General features: G+C 62.8%; 19 protein-coding genes and 2 pseudogenes. 13 read left to right on the forward strand and 8 right to left on the reverse strand.

The annotated features are described in order from the left end of the window. Positions 1-38: 38 nt before the first annotated feature. Positions 39-773, forward strand: a pseudogene (locus NMB38_RS07555) (MCP four helix bundle domain-containing protein); the annotation flags it as partial. A 306-nt stretch (positions 774-1,079) separates the two neighbouring features. After that, positions 1,080-1,679: pseudogene (locus NMB38_RS07560) on the forward strand (methyl-accepting chemotaxis protein); the annotation flags it as partial. Positions 1,680-1,762: 83 nt separating this feature from the next. On the opposite strand, the gene NMB38_RS07565 reads toward NMB38_RS07560, so the two are convergent. Together NMB38_RS07565 and NMB38_RS07570 are read right to left on the reverse strand one after the other, a co-directional pair. Continuing rightward, complete coding sequence (locus NMB38_RS07565) at positions 1,763-2,092, reverse strand: hypothetical protein (RefSeq protein WP_023534182.1); 330 nt, start codon at positions 2,090-2,092, stop codon at positions 1,763-1,765. Beyond that, positions 2,085-2,507: a GFA family protein gene (locus NMB38_RS07570; RefSeq protein ID WP_080992888.1), complete on the reverse strand. Its 423-nt coding sequence runs from the start codon at positions 2,505-2,507 to the stop codon at positions 2,085-2,087. The genes NMB38_RS07565 and NMB38_RS07570 overlap by 8 nt, the downstream gene beginning before the upstream one ends. A gap of 403 nt (positions 2,508-2,910) precedes the next feature. Here NMB38_RS07570 and NMB38_RS07575 point away from each other — a divergent pair, with 403 nt between their 5' ends. From NMB38_RS07575 to NMB38_RS07590, 4 genes are read left to right on the forward strand one after another with little or no spacing between them, the layout of a single operon-like run. After that, positions 2,911-3,393 (forward strand): formate dehydrogenase subunit gamma, encoded by a 483-nt coding sequence (locus tag NMB38_RS07575; protein ID WP_028687310.1) that lies wholly within the window; start codon positions 2,911-2,913, stop codon positions 3,391-3,393. Beyond that, entirely contained in the window at positions 3,387-4,946 is a 1,560-nt protein-coding gene (locus NMB38_RS07580; protein WP_027915003.1) for a formate dehydrogenase beta subunit, read from the forward strand. Before NMB38_RS07575 ends, NMB38_RS07580 begins: the two co-directional genes overlap by 7 nt. After that, positions 4,943-7,813, forward strand: a complete 2,871-nt coding sequence (gene fdhF, locus NMB38_RS07585; RefSeq protein WP_490806050.1) for a formate dehydrogenase subunit alpha — start codon at positions 4,943-4,945, stop codon at positions 7,811-7,813. Before NMB38_RS07580 ends, fdhF begins: the two co-directional genes overlap by 4 nt. Next, positions 7,810-8,016 (forward strand): formate dehydrogenase subunit delta, encoded by a 207-nt coding sequence (locus NMB38_RS07590; RefSeq protein ID WP_028687308.1) that lies wholly within the window; start codon positions 7,810-7,812, stop codon positions 8,014-8,016. Before fdhF ends, NMB38_RS07590 begins: the two co-directional genes overlap by 4 nt. A gap of 149 nt (positions 8,017-8,165) precedes the next feature. Here NMB38_RS07590 and NMB38_RS07595 read toward each other — a convergent pair whose 3' ends face one another. Next, on the reverse strand, positions 8,166-9,029 hold the full coding sequence (locus tag NMB38_RS07595; protein ID WP_028687307.1) for a universal stress protein: 864 nt from the start codon (positions 9,027-9,029) through the stop codon (positions 8,166-8,168). Between the two features lie 156 nt (positions 9,030-9,185). On the opposite strand from NMB38_RS07595, the gene NMB38_RS07600 reads away from it, so the two are divergent. Continuing rightward, positions 9,186-9,803 carry a MiaE family protein gene (locus tag NMB38_RS07600; protein ID WP_027914999.1) on the forward strand — a complete coding sequence of 206 codons (618 nt, stop codon included), beginning with the start codon at positions 9,186-9,188 and terminating at the stop codon, positions 9,801-9,803. A 24-nt stretch (positions 9,804-9,827) separates the two neighbouring features. Here NMB38_RS07600 and NMB38_RS07605 read toward each other — a convergent pair whose 3' ends face one another. Then, a complete protein-coding gene (locus tag NMB38_RS07605; protein WP_490806051.1) occupies positions 9,828-10,148 on the reverse strand; it encodes an ElaB/YgaM/YqjD family protein in 321 nt (106 codons plus the stop codon). Between the two features lie 122 nt (positions 10,149-10,270). Between NMB38_RS07605 and NMB38_RS07610 the strand changes: the two genes are divergently transcribed. Further along, entirely contained in the window at positions 10,271-10,534 is a 264-nt protein-coding gene (locus NMB38_RS07610; RefSeq protein ID WP_027914997.1) for a hypothetical protein, read from the forward strand. Positions 10,535-10,551: 17 nt separating this feature from the next. Here the strand turns inward: NMB38_RS07610 and NMB38_RS07615 are convergent, their stop codons facing one another. Further along, the gene (locus NMB38_RS07615) at positions 10,552-11,034 is read right to left on the reverse strand and encodes an LEA/WHy family protein (protein ID WP_028687306.1); all 483 of its coding nucleotides are present in this window, start codon (positions 11,032-11,034) and stop codon (positions 10,552-10,554) included. A gap of 131 nt (positions 11,035-11,165) precedes the next feature. On the opposite strand from NMB38_RS07615, the gene NMB38_RS07620 reads away from it, so the two are divergent. The 5 genes from NMB38_RS07620 to zapE all read left to right on the forward strand — a co-directional run bounded on the left by NMB38_RS07620 (position 11,166) and on the right by zapE (position 17,671). After that, complete coding sequence (locus NMB38_RS07620) at positions 11,166-12,290, forward strand: sigma-70 family RNA polymerase sigma factor (RefSeq protein ID WP_345956736.1); 1,125 nt, start codon at positions 11,166-11,168, stop codon at positions 12,288-12,290. 142 nt (positions 12,291-12,432) lie between these two features. Next, positions 12,433-14,859: a TonB-dependent receptor gene (locus NMB38_RS07625; RefSeq protein WP_345956737.1), complete on the forward strand. Its 2,427-nt coding sequence runs from the start codon at positions 12,433-12,435 to the stop codon at positions 14,857-14,859. A gap of 161 nt (positions 14,860-15,020) precedes the next feature. Beyond that, a complete protein-coding gene (locus tag NMB38_RS07630; RefSeq protein WP_490806052.1) occupies positions 15,021-15,338 on the forward strand; it encodes a hypothetical protein in 318 nt (105 codons plus the stop codon). 34 nt (positions 15,339-15,372) lie between these two features. Beyond that, a complete protein-coding gene (locus NMB38_RS07635) occupies positions 15,373-16,524 on the forward strand; it encodes a PQQ-dependent sugar dehydrogenase (RefSeq protein ID WP_027914992.1) in 1,152 nt (383 codons plus the stop codon). Positions 16,525-16,567: 43 nt separating this feature from the next. Then, complete coding sequence (gene zapE / locus NMB38_RS07640; RefSeq protein WP_145280750.1) at positions 16,568-17,671, forward strand: cell division protein ZapE; 1,104 nt, start codon at positions 16,568-16,570, stop codon at positions 17,669-17,671. Between the two features lie 15 nt (positions 17,672-17,686). On the opposite strand, the gene NMB38_RS07645 is transcribed toward zapE, so the two are convergent. The 3 genes from NMB38_RS07645 to trhP form a co-directional block, all read right to left on the reverse strand. Beyond that, positions 17,687-18,685: an alpha/beta fold hydrolase gene (locus NMB38_RS07645; RefSeq protein WP_104926041.1), complete on the reverse strand. Its 999-nt coding sequence runs from the start codon at positions 18,683-18,685 to the stop codon at positions 17,687-17,689. Positions 18,686-18,785: 100 nt separating this feature from the next. Continuing rightward, positions 18,786-19,214, reverse strand: a complete 429-nt coding sequence (locus tag NMB38_RS07650; protein ID WP_027914989.1) for a DUF411 domain-containing protein — start codon at positions 19,212-19,214, stop codon at positions 18,786-18,788. A 123-nt stretch (positions 19,215-19,337) separates the two neighbouring features. After that, positions 19,338-20,672, reverse strand: a complete 1,335-nt coding sequence (gene trhP, locus NMB38_RS07655; RefSeq protein WP_027914988.1) for a prephenate-dependent tRNA uridine(34) hydroxylase TrhP — start codon at positions 20,670-20,672, stop codon at positions 19,338-19,340. Between the last annotated feature and the right edge of the window lie 77 nt (positions 20,673-20,749).

The raw sequence follows: 20,749 nt of genomic DNA on the forward strand, positions 1-20,749 counted from the left end.
CACTGTTGTTTTCTCTCACTTCGTTCAGGTTTCAACTCATGAATTGGTTCTACGATGCCAGGTTGTCGGTCAAGCTGTACCTCGCTTTCGCGCTGTGCGCACTGATCACCTTGAGTGTTGGAGTTGTCGGTAGCCAAGGAATCGGCTCGCTCTCGTCCAGCTTGCAACAGGTGTTTTCCAATAACCTCGTGTCCGTGGCACAAGTTGCAGAGGCACGCTCCAGTGCCATTGCCCAGAGCCGCGACCTTTACCGACTAGTGGCGGCCACCGCCATCAATGCGCCGCAAGCTGAACGCGCTGCCATTCTTGCGTCGATGAAAGAAAACCGGCAGAGCAGCGAGCAGGCATTTGCAGTCTACCGAGCCACGCCCCTGGCCGATGATGAACGCCTTGCCGGCGATCGCATGGAAAAGGACTGGCCAGCCTACCAGGCCATCATGGATCGGACGGTAGCCACCATCGCACGAGGTGATCTGGATGAAGCCAGGCAATTGATGGCCGGCGAATTGCATCAGGCGTTTCGTACCGTGCTCGACGAATTGACCACAATGGTCGAGTCCAACAACCGGCAGATCGATGAAGGCGCGCGAGCGGCAAAACACAACGAGGCGGCTGCCAAGCTCAACCTGTACCTGGGCATCGGTGCGGCGTTCGTGGCGGCCATTTTGCTTGGCATGTTCATCAGCCGTGTCATCAGCAAACCGATCGCGCTGGCGGTGAACACGGCCGAGCGCATTGCAGGCGGCGACCTGAGTAAACCCGTGGCCACAGGTCACGCCGACGAAACCGGGCAACTGCTAAATGCCCTGGGGGGCATGCAGCAAGGCCTCAAACGCACCCTGGAGCAAATCGCCAATGCAGCGGATCAGCTCGCCTCTGCGGCCGAAGAACTCAACGCCGTCACAGATGAGAGCACCCGCGGGCTCACGCGCCAGAATGATGAAATTCAGCTCGCCGCCACGGCGGTCACGCAAATGAGTGCGGCAGTCGAGGAAGTGGCTCGCAACGCCACCTCCACTTCCGAAGCCTCCCGACAGACGTCCGAGGAAGCGGCCAGTGGCCGCGACCAGGCCCGGGAAGCCGTGCAGGCCATCACCAGCGTGAACAGCGAAATCGGGCAGTCCACGGTCATCGTGGGGGAATTGGCCGGTAGCGTGCGCGAAATCGCCAAGGTGGTCGATGTGATCCGGGGCATTGCCGAACAGACCAATCTACTGGCGCTTAATGCGGCCATCGAGGCGGCACGCGCTGGCGAGCAGGGCCGAGGTTTTGCGGTGGTGGCAGACGAAGTACGGGCACTGGCGGCGCGTACCCAGGCCTCGACGGGTGAGATCGAAGCCATGATCACAGGCGTTCAGTCGCGTGCCGACGATGCGGTCAAGGCCATGGGCAACAGCCGAAACCTGGCCGACAGCACCCAGGCCTTGGCCCAGGCGACCGGCGAATCGCTGGAGCGGATCGCCCGGAACATCGCCCAGATCAACGATCGCAACCTGCTGATCGCCACGGCGTCCGAAGAGCAGGCCCATGTGGCCCGCGAGGTGGACCGCAACCTGATCAACATCCAGGACTTGTCGACCCAGACCTCGGCCGGTGCGCATCAAACCAGCGCATCCAGCCAGGAATTGTCGCGCCTGGCCATCTCGTTCAACGACATGGTCAGCACCTTCAAGCTCTGAGCAGGGCGTAGACGATCTGTAGCGTGGCATGCCCCGCCCACCGCCGTAATGCACTTATCGGCGGTGGGCGGGGCGCAGGCTTTTTAGTCGACGCGCACGAAGACGTTCTTGGCCATGTCGCTACCGCCGACGGCCTCCAGGCGCTTGCCGCCGTCGAGCACGCGTACGTTGATCAACGCCATGCCATCCTTGTTGCGGGCGGTGACCATGTCATCCTTGCGCTCCCATTCATCCACCTTCAGCTTGTTGCCGTTGGTGATGATGTAGTCCTTGGAAAACTCCCACGTCTGTTTCGGGCTCTGGATACCCATCACGGTCGTGGTTTGCTCATAGGTGCCTTCCAGGGCGTCATTGCCGCAACCGGCGATGACGAAGAACGGCAGGGCGGCGAGGGCGAGTTTGAGTTTACGCATTGGGCTTCCTTTTCAGTGGGTCGATCTCAGACCGGGTCGATGGCAGGTGCCATGGCGCCGCGGCGTCGAGATGCAGGTGGGTATCACGTGTCGGTATGAAGGGGGTATCGAGGGTGCCAAGGGCGATCGAGATCCAATCGGCGTATTGGCCTGCACTGCGTGACCAGAACAGGCTCGAGCCGCAGGATGAACAGAATTGGCGCAGGATTGTGGGCGACGAGGCGTAAGCCGCAAGCCGGTCGGCGCCGCGCAGCATGCGCAGCGCCTCACGCGGCACACTACCGTATGAGGCATATGCAGCACCGTGGCCTTTGCGGCACTGGCTGCAATGACAGTGGCTGATGGCCCTGGGCGGGCCAAGCAGCTCATAACCTATTGCCGCGCAAAGGCAGCTTCCTTGGTATGTGCTGGACAAACGCGATTCCATGCGTACGAAAAGGCGCCAGCTTAAACGCAGCGCCAAAGGTAGTCGAGCCGGTTCTGGCCACGCGTGTCGGTAGCAGGTACCCGGGAAGCGGTTCTTGCACCCGCTGGACCGTCAGGGTGCACAGCCCTGTGCTGCGCCGTCCGACGATCGCACCGTAAGTGAAAGAACCGGACGTCGGTTTCAGAATGTGCCTGGTCGTTCGCGCGCAACCTTCTGGCGCTGCAAGTGCCATGCTTGCAGGATGCCGTCGGACCCGCGCGCAGACGCACGGTCGATGGCAAGGAGGCCGTCAGCACCACGCCACCGTGACGTGGCTGATGCGCCGCAGCAGAACACGCCGGAACCCGCCAATACAACAACAGGGGCGGGCCGTGATGCCGAGGTCCGCTGTATGCCTGATCAAATGTTCAACCTGCCCGCTGTCCAACGTATCGTGGCCGATCACCAGCAAACGCCTGGTGCGCTGCTACCGATCCTGCACGCCATTCAGCATGCCGTCGGCTACATTCCCGATGCCGCCCTCGGTGAGATCGCCCATGCACTCAACCTGAGCCGGGCCGAGGTCCAGGGCGTCATCAGCTTCTACCATGATTTCCGTACCGCTGCGCCTGCCCGGCACACCCTGCGCCTGTGCCGGGCCGAGTCGTGCCAGAGCCGTGGCGCCGAGGCCCTGGCCGCACAGCTGCGCGAGCAGTTGGCGCTCGATGACCATGGCACCAGCGCCGACGGTGCCATCAGCCTGCGCCCGGTCTATTGCCTGGGCGCCTGTGCCTGTTCGCCGGCCCTTGAGCTGGACGGTCAGGTGCACGCCCGGCTCACGCCCGAGCGGCTACGCGAGTTGGTCAAGGGTTGCCAGGAGGGCGCCACATGCTGAAGGTCCATGTACCCGGTGATTCGGTGGCCCGTGCCGTCGGCGCAGACCAAGTGGTCGAGGCGTTGCAGCGCGAGGCCGAGCGGCGCAATGTGCAGTTGGACATTCGGCGCACCAGTTCTCGTGGGCTTTATTGGCTCGAACCGCTGCTTGAGTGCGACAGTGAGCAGGGGCGCCAGGGTTTCGGGCCGGTGACGCCACAGGACGTGCCCGGCCTGCTGGATGCCATGATCGGTGCAGAGGCAGACCACCGGCTGGCGCTGGGGGCTGTCGAAGACATGCCTTATCTCAAGACCCAGCAGCGCCTGCTGTTCGCGCGCGCCGGCATCACCCGACCCTTGTCCTTGGATGATTACCGCGCCCATGGCGGCTTTGCCGGGCTGGAAGCGGCCGTTGCCCTGGACGGCGCCGAGGTGGTGGCTGCCGTGCTCGATTCCGGCCTGCGTGGTCGTGGCGGGGCTGCGTTTCCTGCCGGCATCAAGTGGCGCACCGTGCGCGACGCCAAGCCTGCCCAGAAGTATGTGGTGTGCAACGCCGACGAAGGCGACTCCGGCACGTTTGCCGACCGCATGCTGATGGAAGGCGACCCGTACCTGTTGATCGAGGGCATGATCATCGCGGGCCTCGCGGTGGGTGCCGACAAGGGCTACATCTACGTGCGCTCGGAATACCCCGACGCCATCCGCACACTTGATCAGGCATTCGTCATCGCACGCCAGGCAGGCTACCTGGGCACCAATGTGGCCGGTAGCGGCAAGGCGTTCGACCTGGAAGTGCGCGTGGGCGCAGGTGCCTACATCTGCGGTGAAGAAACCGCGCTGCTCGAATCCATCGAAGGCAAGCGCGGCATCGTCCGCGCCAAGCCGCCGCTCCCGGCGCTCGAAGGCCTGTTCGGCCTGCCGACCTTGGTGCACAACGTGCTGACCCTGGCCTCGGTGCCTATCATCCTGGCCAAGGGAGCGCCGTTCTATCGCGATTTCGGCATGGGCCGCTCGCTGGGCACCATGCCGTTCCAGTTGGCGGGCAATGTTCGCCATGGCGGCCTGGTGGAACGTGCCTTCGGCTTGACGCTGCGTGAACTGGTGGAGGACTACGGCGGTGGCACGGCCAGTGGCCGGCCGCTGAAGGCCGCACAGGTGGGTGGGCCGTTGGGCGCCTGGGTACCTCCCAGCCATTTCGACACACCGCTGGACTACGAGGCCTTCGCGGCCGTGGGCGCCATGCTCGGCCACGGCGGCGTGGTGGTTGCCGACGACACCTTGAACATGGCCAGCATGGCCCGCTTCGCCTTGCAGTTCTGTGCCGAGGAGTCCTGCGGCAAGTGCACCCCGTGCCGTATCGGCTCGACCCGTGGCATGGAAGTGGTGGACCGGCTGATCGCCAGTGATGACATCACCGAGCGCCATGACCATGCACTGCTGCTTCGCGATTTGTGCGACACCATGCAATACGGCTCGCTGTGCGCCATGGGCGGCATGACCGCTTACCCAGTCGCCAGCGCCCTCAAGTATTTCCCTGCCGATTTCGGGCTGACCCAAGCGGAGGCCGCGCAATGATCCATATCTTCGATCCGCAAACTGACCTGGGCACCCCCGCCCGCGACAGCGAGGTGCAGGTCAGCCTGAACATCGACGGCCGCGCGATCAGCGTTCCGGCTGGCACGTCGGTGATGCGTGCGGCAGCCATGCTCGGCACGACCATCCCGAAGCTGTGCGCCACCGACAGCCTCGAAGCCTTCGGCTCCTGCCGCATGTGCATGGTGGAAATCGAGGGCATGCGCGGTTACCCGGCCTCCTGCACCACGCCGGTCACCGAAGGCATGGTCGTGCGCACTGAAACGCCGCGCCTGGCGGGCCTGCGCCGTAACGTGATGGAACTCTACATTTCCGACCACCCCCTCGATTGCCTGACCTGTTCGGCCAACGGTAACTGCGAACTGCAGACCGTGGCGGGGCAGGTGGGGCTGCGCGAGGTGCGCTACGGCTATGACGGTGTGAACCATCTGACCGAAAAGAAGGACATTTCCAACCCGTACTTCGACTACGAACCCAGCAAGTGCATCGTCTGCAGCCGATGCGTGCGTGCCTGCGAAGATATCCAGGGCACCTTTGCCTTGACCATCACCGGGCGCGGCTTCGAATCCCGGGTAGCGGCGGCCGGGGGCGACAATTTCCTGACCTCCGAGTGCGTGTCTTGCGGCGCCTGCGTGCAGGCCTGTCCGACCGCGACGCTGACCGAGAAAAGCCTGGTGCAACTGGGCCAGCCGGAACGTGCGGTGATCACCACCTGCGCCTATTGCGGCGTTGGCTGCTCGTTCCGTGCCGAAATGAAGGGCGACCAACTGGTGCGCATGGTCCCGGACAAGAACGGCGGGGCCAACCACGGCCATGCCTGTGTCAAAGGCCGCTTTGCCTGGGGCTACGCCACGCACCCGGACCGCATCACCAAGCCCATGATTCGCAAGCGCCTGGAAGATCCGTGGCAGGAGGTGAGCTGGGACGAGGCGGTGGCCTATGCCGCCAGCGAGTTGCGCCGCATCCAGCTCAAGTACGGCCGGGACTCCATCGGCGGTATCACCTCCAGTCGCTGCACCAACGAGGAGGCCTATCTGGTTCAGAAGCTGGTGCGCACGGCCTTCGGCAACAACAACGTCGACACCTGCGCACGAGTCTGCCATTCCCCCACCGGCTACGGCCTGAAACAGACACTGGGCGAGTCGGCTGGTACCCAGAGCTTCGATTCGGTCATGAAGGCCGATGTGGTGCTGGTCATTGGCGCCAACCCGACCGATGCGCACCCGGTGTTCGGCTCACAGCTCAAGCGCCGCCTGCGTGAAGGCGCGCGCCTGATCGTGATCGACCCTCGCCGCATCGACCTGGTGGACTCGCCCCATGCCCGGGCCGAGCTGCACCTGCAACTTCGTCCCGGCACCAACGTGGCCATGCTCAACGCCTTGGCCCACGTGATCGTGACTGAGGGACTACTGGCCCAGCGCTTTATCGACGAGCGCTGCGAAACCGCAGAATTCGCCCGCTGGCGCGACTTCGTCAGCCTGCCGGAAAATGCCCCTGAAGTGCTGGGCGAGGTGTGTGGCGTTGCAGCGCAACAGATTCGCGCCGCGGCCCGGCTGTATGCCACCGGCGGCAACGCGGCCATCTATTATGGCTTGGGCGTGACCGAGCACAGCCAGGGCAGCACTGCGGTGATGGGCATTGCCAACCTGGCCATGGCCACCGGCAACATCGGGCGTGAAGGGGTAGGGGTCAACCCGCTGCGCGGCCAGAACAACGTCCAGGGTTCCTGTGACATGGGCTCGTTCCCTCACGAGTTGCCGGGTTACCGGCACATTTCCAACGAAGGTGTACGGGCCGAGTTCGAGCAGGCATGGGGTGTGACGCTGCACCCTGATCCGGGGCTGCGCATCCCCAACATGTTCGAAGCAGCCCTCGATGGCAGCTTCAAGGCCTTGTACTGCCAAGGCGAGGATATCGCCCAGAGCGATCCGAATACCCAGCATGTCACCGCCGCCCTGCTGGCCATGGAGTGCGTGGTGGTGCAGGACATTTTCCTCAACGAAACCGCCAAGTTTGCCCATGTGTTCCTGCCGGGCAGTTCGTTCCTGGAAAAGGACGGCACGTTCACCAACGCCGAGCGCCGGATCTCCCGGGTTCGCAAGGTCATGGAGCCACTGGCGGGCAAGGCCGACTGGGAGGCGACCGTGGCATTGGCCAATGCGCTGGGCTACCCGATGAACTACCGGCACCCCTCCGAGATCATGGATGAGATCGCGCGCCTGACGCCGACCTTCCGCCGGGTGAGCTATGCCGAAATCGAGCGCCACGGCAGCCTGCAGTGGCCGTGCAACGATGCAGCGCCCGATGGTACTCCCACCATGCACATCGACCAGTTCGTCAGGGGCAAGGGGCGGTTCATGCTGACCGGGTACGTACCGACCGACGAGAAGGTCAACAGCCGCTATCCGCTGCTGCTGACCACCGGGCGCATCCTCAGCCAGTACAACGTCGGCGCCCAGACCCGGCGCACAGGCAACGTCGCCTGGCACGATGCCGATCGCCTCGAGATCCATCCGACCGATGCCGAAAGCCGTGGCATCCAGGACGGTGACTGGGTCGGTATCGGCAGCCGTGCCGGGCAGACCGTGCTGCGCGCCAAGGTCAGCAGCCGCGTGGCGCCAGGTGTCGTCTACACCACCTTCCACTTCCCGGAGTCGGGTGCGAACGTGATCACCACGGACAACTCGGACTGGGCGACCAACTGCCCGGAATACAAGGTCACGGCAGTGGAGGTGGTCAAGGTGTTCCAGCCATCCCAGTGGCAGAAGCGCTACCAGGACTTCAGCGACGAGCAGCGTCGGCTGTTGCAGGAGCGCCGAACCGCCGAGAAAGCCGAGGTGCGCCAATGAGCCAGGACAGTTTGGTGAAGATGGCCAACCAGATTGCCCATTACTTCGACAGCGAGCCGAATCGGGACCTGGCTGTGCAGGGCGTTCGCCAGCATCTACACAACTTCTGGACGCCGGCCATGCGCCGGCAGTTGGGAGAATGGATCGAGGCCAATAAGGCGGGGGAGGGGTTGGATCCCAAGGTGAAGGAGGCGCTGGGCTGAAAGGTGCTAGCTGCCGTTGCAGTTAGCATATACAGCTCTCTGACGCCGCCTCCGGCAGCTAGTGAGGTCCCCGTGTAGATACCCTCTTGACCCTCACCTCGCAAGCGCGATTTGAGGGTCGAGACGGCACAACAGGGACTGCATACGGTTCACCCCCGCGCCGAACCCACCAGATGCGCTATCGCCTCTTCACTCTTCAATACCAGTACATCCCCCTCCAACGCATCGAGTACCACCTCGGAAGTATTGCCGATCAATGCGCCGGTAAGCCCTGTGCGGCACACGGTACCGATCACCGTCACCACCGCATCCAGCTGTTTTTCGGTATGGGGAATCAGCACATCGGCCGGGCCTTCGGCCACGTGCAAGCACTCGTCGGTGATACCGTACTGTGCCTGGAAAGCAGCGCACGCCTGGCGATAACGCTGTTCGATGGTGTCGCTCAGCTGATAGACAGGGTCGGCCGCCGACAGCATGGGCGAAGGGTGGGCACTGATCACATGCAGCGCCCCCTTGGCCAGCCTGGCAATCTCGTAGCCATGGTCGACGATGCTGGCATGCAGGCGCTGGTGATCCTCGTCCTGGTTGCCCACATCCACCGCTGCCAGAACATTGCCGCCCGTCCATGGCCGCTCGCTCTTGACCATCAGCACCGCGCACGGGCAAGCGCGCAGCAGCTTCCAGTCGCCAGGGGTGAGCAAAGCCCTCTTCAGTGGATTGTCGGGACGATGCTCCTTGATCACCAACTCGCAGCCTTCGCGCTGCTGCACGTGGATGATGGTGTCATGCAGGTTGTCTCGCCACGCCGCTTCGTGGGTGACGTGGTCAAAACCGTCTTCCTGCAACTGGTTGCCCAGCAGGCTCAACAGCGCACTGTGATCGTGCCGCTTGTCACACATCAACAAGTGCAGGCGTGCGCCCGTGACGCTGGCGATCAGCTTGGCGCGCGTCAGCGCCCGGCTGTGGGCGTGCTCGGGGTCGAGGACGACGAGAATGCTGCGAACGGCTTGCATGGGCGTGTACTCCCTGGAAGGTGGGCAGGCGGTGCCAGACTATAGGCCGCGCGCGTTGCGCTGACGCTTGATGCACATCAAGCATAGCCACTGACGCCGCTGGCTGCCGCCGCTATAATCGCCGCCCCTGCCTGTCTCCGTATGGTCGTATCGCTTATGTCCCTGATCCCTGAAATCGACGCCTTCCTGGGCTGCCCCACACCCGATGCCTGGATCGAGGCGGCGCTGGCCGATCAGGAAACGCTGCTGATCGATCACAAGAATTGCGAGTTCAAGGCGGCCAGCACGGCATTGAGCCTGATCGCCAAGTACAACACCCATCTTGACCTGATCAACATGATGTCGCGCCTGGCGCGCGAAGAGCTGGTTCATCACGAGCAGGTCTTGCGGCTGATGAAGCGTCGAGGCGTACCGCTGCGCCCTGTGTCGGCCGGTCGCTACGCCTCGGGCCTGCGTCGTCTGGTGCGCGCCCACGAGCCGGTCAAGTTGGTGGATACGCTGGTGGTCGGGGCATTCATCGAGGCACGCAGCTGCGAACGTTTTGCGGCCCTGGCGCCGCACCTGGATGAAGAGCTGGGCCGTTTCTATCACGGCCTGCTCAAAAGTGAAGCGCGCCACTATCAGGGCTACCTCAAGTTGGCGCATCACTATGGCGATGAGGCGGACATCGCGCGTCGGGTTGAACTGGTACGCGCCGCAGAAGCGGAACTCATCGCCTCAGCGGATCAAGAGCTGCGTTTTCACAGCGGCATACCGCTGGCACAGGCCGCCTGAGCTCAGCAGGCGGCAGGGTGGGTGTCAGTCGCGTCGACCCAGCAGCAGGCCCACCACCAGGCCGACGCCCGCTGAAAGAGCCACGGTCTGCCAAGGGTGGCCGCCAATGTAATCCTGGGTGGCCGCGACCATGGGCTTTGCCTTGTCACGCAGGTTACCGGCGGCTTCGCGGGCCTGACGTAGCTTGAGGCTGATCTGGGTGCGCAGGGTTTCGGCTTCTTCGCCCACCAGCGCGGCGCTGTCGTTGAGCAACCGCTCGGATTCCTCGATCAGCGCCTGTAGCTCGCTGAATACCTGGTCCTTGATCTGGTCGCTGTCGGGTAATGCGGCATTTTTACGGGCCATGCCATGCTCCTCCTGGACGGGTCGTTAGAACAATGGATACTCGTGCGCCAGAAAAGTTGCCTCGCAGTGGGCGCTGGCGCCTTGGTGTAAGATACCGGTCATTTCCATCAGGCAGGTGATCCATGAGTTTCAATCTGGCCAACATGAGCTACGAGGAACGGGCACAGATCGAGGCCGAGAAAGCCCGGCTGTTCGAGATGTGGCAAGCAAACCTGGGTAAGGCCAAGGGCGAGGCGGCCCGGCTGATCGCTGAAAAACCTCGGCGCAAGGGCAAATGGGCCGAATGGGTGCGCAATGAGCTGGACACCATGACGCCCCCTGAATACGCCAGCATGGTGCGCAGCGAAGTCAACAAGCTGATGGCCGCTGCCAGCGCCGCTCGCTAAGCCCTGCACGTGTCGCCCTACCACTCGCTGCCCTTGGGCAGGTCCAGCGTGCCTTTGTCACTGAACCGCACCGTGCCGAAGGGGCCGCTGGCCAGTTTGCCGCGCAGCGTATAGGGCAGACCTTGCAGCGTGTTCAACTGGCCTAGCCCATACGCCTGGCGCAGAAACGCAAACGCGGTGATGCTCACCGGCACTTGGACCACAGCCTCGCCATACCGGCCAATCTGTCCGCCCTGGTCGCTGACGCCCGCTGCCAAGGGCTGGCCGTTGACCTCCAGGTTCACTGCAATACCGTTGTACTCGATCGGTGTTTCATTGGGGTTTTGTACCCGCAGCTTTACCGCCATGCGCACTTCCAAGTCCTGTCCAGGCAAGGGTTCCAGGCCGATTACGCTGATCGAAACCGGATCCCGGGGTTGCAACAGCGCGCACGCGCTCAAGGTCGCCGACATCAGCAGGACAGTGAGCAGACGGGTGAGGCGCAAAGGGCGTAGGGTCATGGGGCAGGCCTTGGGAAGAATCGTCCGGCAGTGTGGCAAATGCTCGGCAGCGTTGAAAGTGTCGGTGAAGATGAAAGATACTGTTTCTCATTAACGCCCGACAATTTCTCTTACTGTGTAGTTGCCTAACCATGCTGACGTCTCCCGTGCCGGGCCTGCTGGCAAGTTTCCAGGAACACTATGACGACTTGTTGCAGTTTCTGACACGGCGCATGCGTGACCGCCAGCGCGCTGCGGACGTTGCCCACGAAACTTACCTGAGGCTTGCGCAGATCGATGCGCACGGCGTGCCGGTGCTGCACCCGCGCCGCTTCATTTTTCGCGTGGCGGGAAACATTGCGATCGATGCCCTGCGTCGTGATCAGCGCCTCGCCGCGTGCCACGACGACAGCGAGGGCATGGCACACGTGGCCTGTGGCGCGCCGGCACCGGAGGCGGCGCTGCTGGCGAGCGAGCGCCTGATGATTCTTGACCAGGCCCTGCTGCAACTGCCCCCCAAAGCGCGTCAGGCGCTCTTGCTCAACCGCGTGGAAGGGTTGACGCAAAGGCAGGTCGCGCAAAGGCTCGGCGTGTCCGAAAGCATGGTGGCCAAATACATCGGCCAGGCGCTGCGGCACTGCCGGGGATGGCTGCAGAAGGCAGGCGTTGCCGCGTGCATGGCGTTGATGCTGGGCAGTTGGATGGCGTGGCAGCAGGCACCTGTGTGGTTGTCCGACTATCACACCAGTACCGGCGAGCGGCGCATGCTCACCTTGCCCGATGGCACCCGTGTCACCCTCAACAGCGCCAGTGCCATAAAGCTGGAATTCGACGCGCACGAACGTCGGGTGGTGGTCGTGGCTGGCGAAGCGCTGTTCGAGACGTCCGCCGATGCCCGTCCTTTCGTGGTCGAAACGACAGGGCTGCCGGTAGACGGCACCGGCGCGAGGTTCAGCGTGCGGCGCGACGGGCATGTGGTGCTTGGCCAGGGGGCTGCTCGGCAGGGCGCCCAGCCCTTGAGCGTGGCGCCCGATGCCGAGGCGCAGCTGGCCTGGCAACGGGGCAAGTTGATCTTCAATGGCAAGCCTCTGGGGCAGGTGCTCGCTGAGCTTGAGCGTTACCGCCTTGGGCGCATCGTGTTGTCCGACCAACAGCTGGCGGGTCTTGAGGTCAGTGGCGTGTTCGACCTGGACGAACCGCAAGCCATGCTGCGCACCCTGGAGCAGCGATATGGCCTGAAAGTCACCTACTTGCCGTGGCTCGCAGTGGTGTATTGATCCTCGCAGCGGCCGTTTCGAGACTCATCCGAAAAATTTTCCATCGGTACTGCAAGTTCTTGTGAGCTGGATCGTCGTAGTGGGGCTAAGCCGCAAACCATTCCCACTCACGACTTGCCTGGAAGCTTTTCTCGTGCCTCTCATGCCCAAGCCCTCGAATAGCCGCTGCCGTTTTCTGCCACCTGTATTGATGTCGTGCGGCGCGTTGGCCGTGTTGGCCGGCACGCTGCCTGCTCATGTCGCTGCGGCGACACAGCAAGGGCAGGTGCAGACCGCGCAGGTTCAGCTGAACGTCCCGGCGCAGCCGCTGGACCAGGCGTTGACGCGCTTTGCCGATCAGGCCGGCCTGCATTTGCTGTACACCACGGCTGATGTGGCGGGTCTGCAGAGCCCGACCTTGCAGGGCGCCTACAGTGTCGAACACGCCTTGCAGCGGTTGCTCGAAGGCAGCGGCTTGAGCTGGCAGTTCACCGATGCGCGCACGGTGACGCTGCGCAAGCGCGATTCCACCCTGGAAGCCATCAACCTCAAGCCGATCGAAGTGAGCGTGGCCTCACGTACCAGCACCGCCATCAGCGAGATCCCAGGCACCGTATGGGTGGTCGATCAGCAGCAGCTTCGCGAGCAGATCGACAGTGGCGTAAGCCTCAAGGAAGCCATCGGCAAACTGGTGCCTGGCCTTGACCTGGCGCCGGAGGGGCGCACCAATTACGGGCAGAACATGCGTGGGCGCAGCGTGCTGGTGATGATCGATGGCGTCAGCCAGAACAGCTCGCGAGGCCTGTCGCGCCAGTTCGACAGTATCTCGCCGTTCAACGTCCAGCGGGTCGAAGTACTGTCCGGCGCCAGCGCCATCTACGGAGGCGGTGCGACCGGGGGCATCATCAATATCGTGACCAAAAAGGGCGAGGCGGGCCCTGCGCATTTCGAAACCCAGCTCGGCGCCAGCAGCGGCTTCAACAACAGCGATGATCTGGCGACCCGCTTTGCCCAGTCGGTCAGCGGTGGCAACGAGCGCTTCACCGCCCGTCTTGGTGTGTCCGGCGAGCAGAACGAGGCGTTCTACGATGGGGCAGGCGATCAGATCTTCATCGACAATACCCAGACCGACCTGCAATACAACCGCACGCTGGACCTGCTTGGTAGCCTGGGCATGCAGTTCGATGAGCAACAGAGCCTTGACCTGCTGGCCCAGTACTACGATTCCGGCAACCATGGCAGCACCGGCATCTGGTTTCCCAACCTCAATTACAACGGCCCCTCCGACCTGGAAGAGGCCCAATTGCGCAGTGGGTACTCGTCCGACCTGAACCCACGCACCCGGCGCCTGCTGCTCAACGCCAATTACCACCACAATGATGTGCTGGGCCAGGATTTCTACCTGCAGGCTTCCTACCGCAAGGAAAACAACAACTTCTACCCGTTCCCTTACTACAACCGAGGGACACCCACCGGCTCGCGCGGGGTGTATTTTGCAGCCTCGCAGCAGAACTTCGAGGTCACCAGCCTCAAAGGGTTGTTCGCCAAGCAGTGGGACACGCTGAAGTTCACCTATGGCGTGGACATTGACCGGGAACGTTTCAACGCTGACCAAACCGTGTTCGATGCACGTGTGTCCTCCGAAAGTGGCGGGCTGGACCTGGACAAGGCCAGCAAGGCTGCGCGCTACCCCAGTTATGTCGTCGATGGGGTCTCGCTGTATGGCCAGCTCGAATGGCGCGCCACCGACAACCTGACGTTTTCCGGCGGCGCCCGGCGCCAGCAGATGGATGTGGAGGTGGGTGACTACAAAGGCGTTCCGGGCGGCAGTAACGACTACCAGGTCAATCTCTACAACCTGGGGGCGATCTACGACTTCAAGAACGGCCATCAGCTGTGGACCAACTACGGTGAAGGCTTTGACTTGCCCGATCCGGCCAAGTACTACGGCAAGCCCGGCCTCAGTGTCGGGGACAACCCGCTGGCTGGGATCAAGAGCCGCCAGGTGGAAGTGGGCTGGCGCTATGCCGACGTGCAGTGGGACGCTCAAGCTGCGCTGTACTACATCTGGTCGGACAAGATCATCAATGTGGATTCGCAAACCCTCACCATTGACGTCGAAGACCAGAAGAGTCGCGACTTTGGCTTCGAGGGGGCACTCACGCGCCACTTCGACCAAGGTTGGGAAGCCGGCGGCACGCTGCACCTCACCCGTTCCGAGGAAGAGGCAGACGACGGCGGGTGGCGCAAGCGCGATGCGCGTTATGCCTCCTTGTCCAAAGCCACCGCTTTCATTGGTTGGAAGGATGACGGGCGCAGTGCGCGGCTGCAGGCCAATCGCGCTTTCAGCTTGAAGGACGACGCCCAGCACAAGATCGATGGCTACACCACGCTCGATCTGCTGGGCAGCCAGGAGACCGATTACGGCACCTTCAGCGCAGGTGTCCAGAACCTACTGGACAAGCAGTACAGCACCGTATGGGGCCAGCGTGCGACGCTGTTCTACGCGCCCACCTATGGGCCTGCCTACCTCTACGATTATCAAGGTCGAGGCAGGACCTACACACTGACCTGGAGCCTGGCCTACTGAGGCCGTTGCGCACGGCCTAACCCACACCGGCGCCCCGATCAGTGGGCGCTGGCTGAAACATCGTGAATCACCTGTAGCGTCGCCAAGCCTTTTGACTCGAACCCTTTGCGCCGTAGGCTATCAAAGCCACCAGGCCAGGCGTTTTCGTACGGAGGTGAAGCATGAAACTGACAATACCGTTGTTGGTAGTAGGCATGGCCGTCTGGCTACCTACCCATGCGACCGCGCAGCCGTGGCTGCACGTTGCCGCCAATGGCAGCAACCCCTACAACAGCCCCGTACAGCGTGCCAATCCCAACAGCCGCCAGGGCAGCGTCCCGGCGACGCCGCCTGTGCGCGGTCCGTCTACCCAGCCCATACCGCGCACCCCGACGGTAGAGAACCGCGGCATCGGCAACGGTGAAAACCTGCGCCGTCAGCAGCAAACGCCCAATCTGGAGCCTGTGCGGCCCCCGCGGGATAACCCGCGCGCGCCCTGACTCCAGTACCCTGTATATGTCAAAGGAACTTCGCATGTCTCGAGCAACCTGGCTGGTTACCCTGGCCGCTGCCGCGTTATCGCCTCTGTTGGCCAATGCCGCTGCCCAGCAGACGTTCAAAAGTGAAGAGGGCACCCTTACCGTCGATACCGTGGCCAATGGTCTGCGTACGCCGTGGGCGCTGGCGTTCCTGCCTGGCGGCCAGGACATGCTGGTCACCGAACGCCCAGGCAACCTGCGCGTCATCAACGCCGAAGGCAAGGTCGGCCCGGCCATCAATGGCGTGCCTAAAGTCTGGGCCGAGGGCCAAGGCGGCTTGCTGGATGTGGCCTTGTCGCCCGAGTTCGCCAAGGACCGCACGGTCTACCTGTCCTATGCCGAGGAGGGCAGCGACGGCAAGGCGGGGACCGCTGTGGGCCGCGGCCAGCTGTCGACCGATCGTGCCCGGCTGGAAAACTTCACCGTCATCTTCCGTCAGCAACCCAAACTGTCGGTGGGTAACCATTTCGGGTCGCGCCTGGTGTTCGACCGCAACGGGTACCTGTTCATCGCCCTGGGCGAGAACAATCAGCGCTCGACGGCTCAGGATCTGGACAAGCTGCAAGGCAAGGTGGTGCGCATCCTGCCAGACGGCGAAGTACCCAAGGACAATCCGTTCTATGGCCAGAAAAACGTGCGGCCGGAAATCTGGTCGTTCGGCCACCGTAACCAGCAGGGTGCTGCGTTGAATCCTTGGACTGGCGCTTTGTGGACTAACGAACACGGTCCCCGCGGTGGTGACGAAATCAATATCCCGAAGCCGGGCAAGAACTACGGTTGGCCCATCGCAACCCACGGCATCAACTATTCGATGCTGCCCATTCCAGAGGCCAAGGGTAAACATGTGGATGGCATGGTCGACCCGAACCACGTGTGGGAAAAGTCGCCCGGGGTTAGTGGCATGGCATTTTATGACAGCCCCGTGTTCACGGCGTGGGATCACAACCTGTTCATCGGCGCGTTGGCCACGCAGGAGCTGATCCGCCTGCAGCTCGAGGGCGACAAGGTGGTACACGAAGAGCGCCTGCTGGGCGATTTGAAAGCGCGCATTCGTGATGTTCGGGTAGGACCAGACGGTTACCTGTACGTGTTGACCGATGACAAGGATGGCGAGCTGCTGAAGGTGGGGCTGGCGCAGCCAGACTGAAGCAGCACTGTCGTCGGCAAGGAGGCGACAGGTACAATGCGCCATGACCACCAATCCCTTGCAGCGCTACCAGCAAGCCCTGGAAACCCAGGGCTTTGTCGTGGACCCCGCACAGCGCCTTGCCATCGAGGCGCTCCAGGCCTGCTACGAGGCTGTCGAACGTGGACGATCCACGCACGGCCTTTACCTTTGGGGGCCAGTAGGGCGTGGCAAGACCTGGTTGATGGATCAGTTTCATCGTTGCCTGACCGTGCCGAGTCGCCGCCAGCATTTTCACCATTTCATGGCCTGGGTGCACCGTCGGTTATTTGAGCTCAACGGCACGCCGGACCCCTTGATGGCGCTGGCAGAGGGGCTGGCAAGCGAGATTCGCGTGCTGTGCTTCGACGAGCTGTTTGTCAGCGACATTGCCGACGCGATCATCCTAGGCCGTTTGTTCCAGGTCCTGTTCGACTTGGGCGTGGTCGTGGTTGCCACGTCCAATCAACCGCCCGGCCAACTGTATTGCAACGGTTTCAACCGCGAACGTTTCTTGCCCGCCATCGCTGCCATCGAGCGGCACATGCGTGTGCTGCCGGTAGCGGGCGAGCAAGACCACCGGCAACACCCAGGTCTGCCGTGCCAGCGCTACTGGGTGACCGACGACCGGGGCAGTCACCTGGCTGCGGTCTTCGAGCGGCTGAGCCCAGACGATCCAGGCACCGACCGGCCCCTCATGTTGGGGAGTCGCCAGGTACAGGTAGTGCGCCGAAGTGCGAAGGCCATCTGGTGCCGTTTCGACGCGTTGTGCGAACAACCGATGGCTACCCAGGAATTCATGATGCTGTGTGACCGTTTCGCGGCGATCCTGGTGTCGGACATACCGGCTCTAAGTGGTCAGCAACAGACCGGACGCATTGCCCGCGGCACGGAGGACGGTGCTTCGCGTGTACTAGCGGGCGACCGCGACTTGCCGGCACTCTCGCCCAAGGACGATGCCGTGCGCCGCTTCATCGCCCTGGTCGACGAATGCTACGACCGCCGGGTGGCGCTGTACCTGGAAGCAGGAGTGCCGCTCGAGGCGCTGTACACGCAGGGGTATCTCGCCTTTCCCTACCAGCGCACCCTCAGCCGGCTGCGTGAAATGCAGCTGCAGCGCTTTGCCTGATGCGGCCGCGCCCGATCAGCGGTTCAGCCATTGGATCAGCGTGCGGTTGAAACGCTTGGGTTCCTCGATCTGCGGCGCGTGGCCCATGCCCTCGAAGGTGATCAGTTCGCCCTTGGGAATGAGCTTGGCCACCTGCGGGCCGAGCAAGGCGTAATTGCCCAGCTTGGCCCTGAGCTGCGGTGGCGCGATGTCGCTGCCAATTGCCGTAGTGTCCTTGTCACCGATCAACAAGAGGGTCGGCATCTGCAGGTCCTTGAACTCGTGATAAACCGGCTGAGTGAAGATCATGTCGTAGATCAAGGCCGAGTTCCACGCGACCCGTTCGTGACCTGGGCCCTGATTCAGGCCCACCAGCATCTGCACCCAGCGCTCATATTCAGGTTTCCAGCGGCCGGCATAGTAGGTTTTGCGCTCGTACTCGCGCACCCCGGCTGCGTCGAGCTTGAGTTCGCGGTCGTACCACTGGTCAACGGTGCGGTAGGGCACCCCCAGGGCTTTCCAGTCTTCAAGGCCGATCGGATTGACCATGGCCAGGCGCGTGACCTGCTGCGGGTACATCAAGGCGTAGCGGGTGGCGAGCATGCCCCCGGTCGAATGCCCCAGCACGATGCTCTGCTTCACGCCCAGGTGTTCGAGCAGTGCATGGGTGTTGCTGGCCAGTTGCTGGAAGCTGTACTGGTAGTGGGCAGGTTTGCTGGAGGTGCAGAAGCCGATCTGGTCAGGGGCAATGACGCGATAGCCTGCCTTGGTCAGGGCATCGATACTGGTTTCCCAGGTCGCTGCGCAAAAATTCTTGCCGTGCATGAGCACGACCGTGTGGCCATTGGCATTACCCGAAGCCGGGACGTCCATGTAACCCATCTGCAGCGATTGGCGCTGTGATTCGAAGTCGAAATGCTTGAGCGTATGCGGGTAGTCGAACCCTTCGAGCTGGGCGCCATAGGTAGGCGATTCGGCGGCAATGGCCGGGCTGCTGGCCAGGCACACCATGGCCAGGGCGGATGCTCGCAGCATGAGGCACTCCATGTCAGATCAAGTAGGAAGACTCGACTGTAGCAGCCGGGCAGTTGCCATAGAGGCGCAAGGTGTTACCAAGCGTGAAACCAGCCCCGGGTCAGTAATCGGCGACCACCGAGTCCTTGCCTTCAGTGTCGATACCGATGACCTGATAGGCATCCTTGCGCTCGCCCATTTCCATGCCCGGCGAACCGACCGGCATGCCGGGAACGGCCATGCCCTTGAGGTCACTGCGGCTAGCCAGCTCATGCACCTGGGTTGCGGGGACATGGCCCTCGACGAACTTGCCAGCGATGACGCCGGTATGACACGACGCATGCCGCTGCGGGACTTCCAGGCGTTGCTTGACGGCGCTCATGTTCGTTTCGACATGGTCGTTCACAGTGAAGCCGTTGTCTTTGAGATGACTGATCCAGGCTTTGCAGCAACCACAGTTGGGGTCGCGGTAGACATCAATGGTGTCGGTGGCCTGTGCAAGGGTGGTGAAGGCCAGCAGGCCAAGGGCCAGCCGATTCGATCGCAGCATGGATGAGCTCCTGATAAACGTGTGACCTGCGCCCAGCATAGCGCACGGCCTGGTCCAAACGCGCAAGGCGCCAGGGTCGCCCCGTCTGGCTTTCAACCTGCTGACCGGCGCATTACAGTTCCGTCAGCCAGCGGCCTGGTCACCGTTCAGGTCGCGCATTAGTAGCCCGAACGCCAACGACACTTGTTCAGGTACTGGTAGGTACACCACATGGCCATCCCCGGGTGCGACTTCGATGGCCTGCTGCTGCCGGTCATGCAACTGATTCAGGTCGAAGTGGTAATTGCCGCGCGGTGTCATCAGCTCCAGGTGGTCGCCCAGGGCAAAGCGGTTCTTGACCTTGACCTCGGCCCAGCCGTCTACCCGCTGTCCGGTCAGTTCACCCACGAACTGCTGGCGCTCGGAAACCGAGCTGCCCCGCTGATAGTTCTGGTACTCGTCGTGCACATGGCGGCGCAGAAAGCCCTCGGTGTAGCCCCGCTGCGCCAAGGATTCGAGGTTGTCCATCAAGGTGCGGTCGAAAGGCTGCCCATCGGCCGCATCGTCGATGGCTTTTCGGTAGGACTGCACGGCCCGTGCGCAATAGAAATGCGACTTGGTGCGACCCTCGATCTTCAGCGAGTGCACGCCCATGCGCGCCAGTCGCTCGACATGCTGGATGGCCCGCAGGTCCTTGGCGTTCATGATGTAGGTGCCGTGCTCGTCCTCGAATGCGGGCATTTCGGTACCGGGACGCTCGCTTTCCTGCAGCAGGAACACTTGGTCGGTGGGCGCACCCTGGCCCAAGGTCGGCTGCACTTCGCGCACGATATCGCCTGTGACGCTCTCGGTTGCCGGCGTAACATCATACTTCCAGCGACAGGCGTTGGTGCAGCTGCCCTGATTGGCATCGCGCTTGTTCAGGTAGCCCGACAGCAGGCAGCGGCCTGAGTAGGCCATGCACAGTGCCCCATGCACGAATACTTCCAGCTCCATGCCAGGCACCTGCTGGCCAATTTCTTCGATTTCTTCAAGCGACAGTTCGCGCGAGAGGATGACGCGGCTGATGCCTTGCTGCTGCCAGAACTGCACGCTGGCCCAGTTGACCGTGTTGGCCTGTACCGAGAGGTGCACGGGCATCTGCGGGTAATGCTGGCGTACCAGCATGATCAGGCCCGGGTCGGACATGATCAACGCGTCCGGTGCCATGGCGATCACAGGGGCCAGGTCCTTGAGGAAGGTCCTGAGCTTGGCATTGTGAGGCGCGATGTTGACCACCACATAGAAGCGCTTGCCCAGCGCGTGCGCCTCCTGAATGCCCAACGCCAGATTGGCATGGTCGAAGGCGTTGTTGCGCACCCGCAGGCTGTAGCGGGGCTGGCCGGCATAGACCGCATCAGCACCGTAGGCGAAGGCGTAGCGCATGGTGTGGAGCGTGCCGGCAGGCGCCAGCAATTCGGGCTTGGCAACGGAGTTCATGAATACACCGGTTAAAGGGCGCGGATGCTAAGCCGCTTTCGGTTGGGCCTTATTGATCTGAATCAAGGGGCAGGTGG

Source organism: Pseudomonas sp. FBCC-B35 (assembly GCF_059133755.1).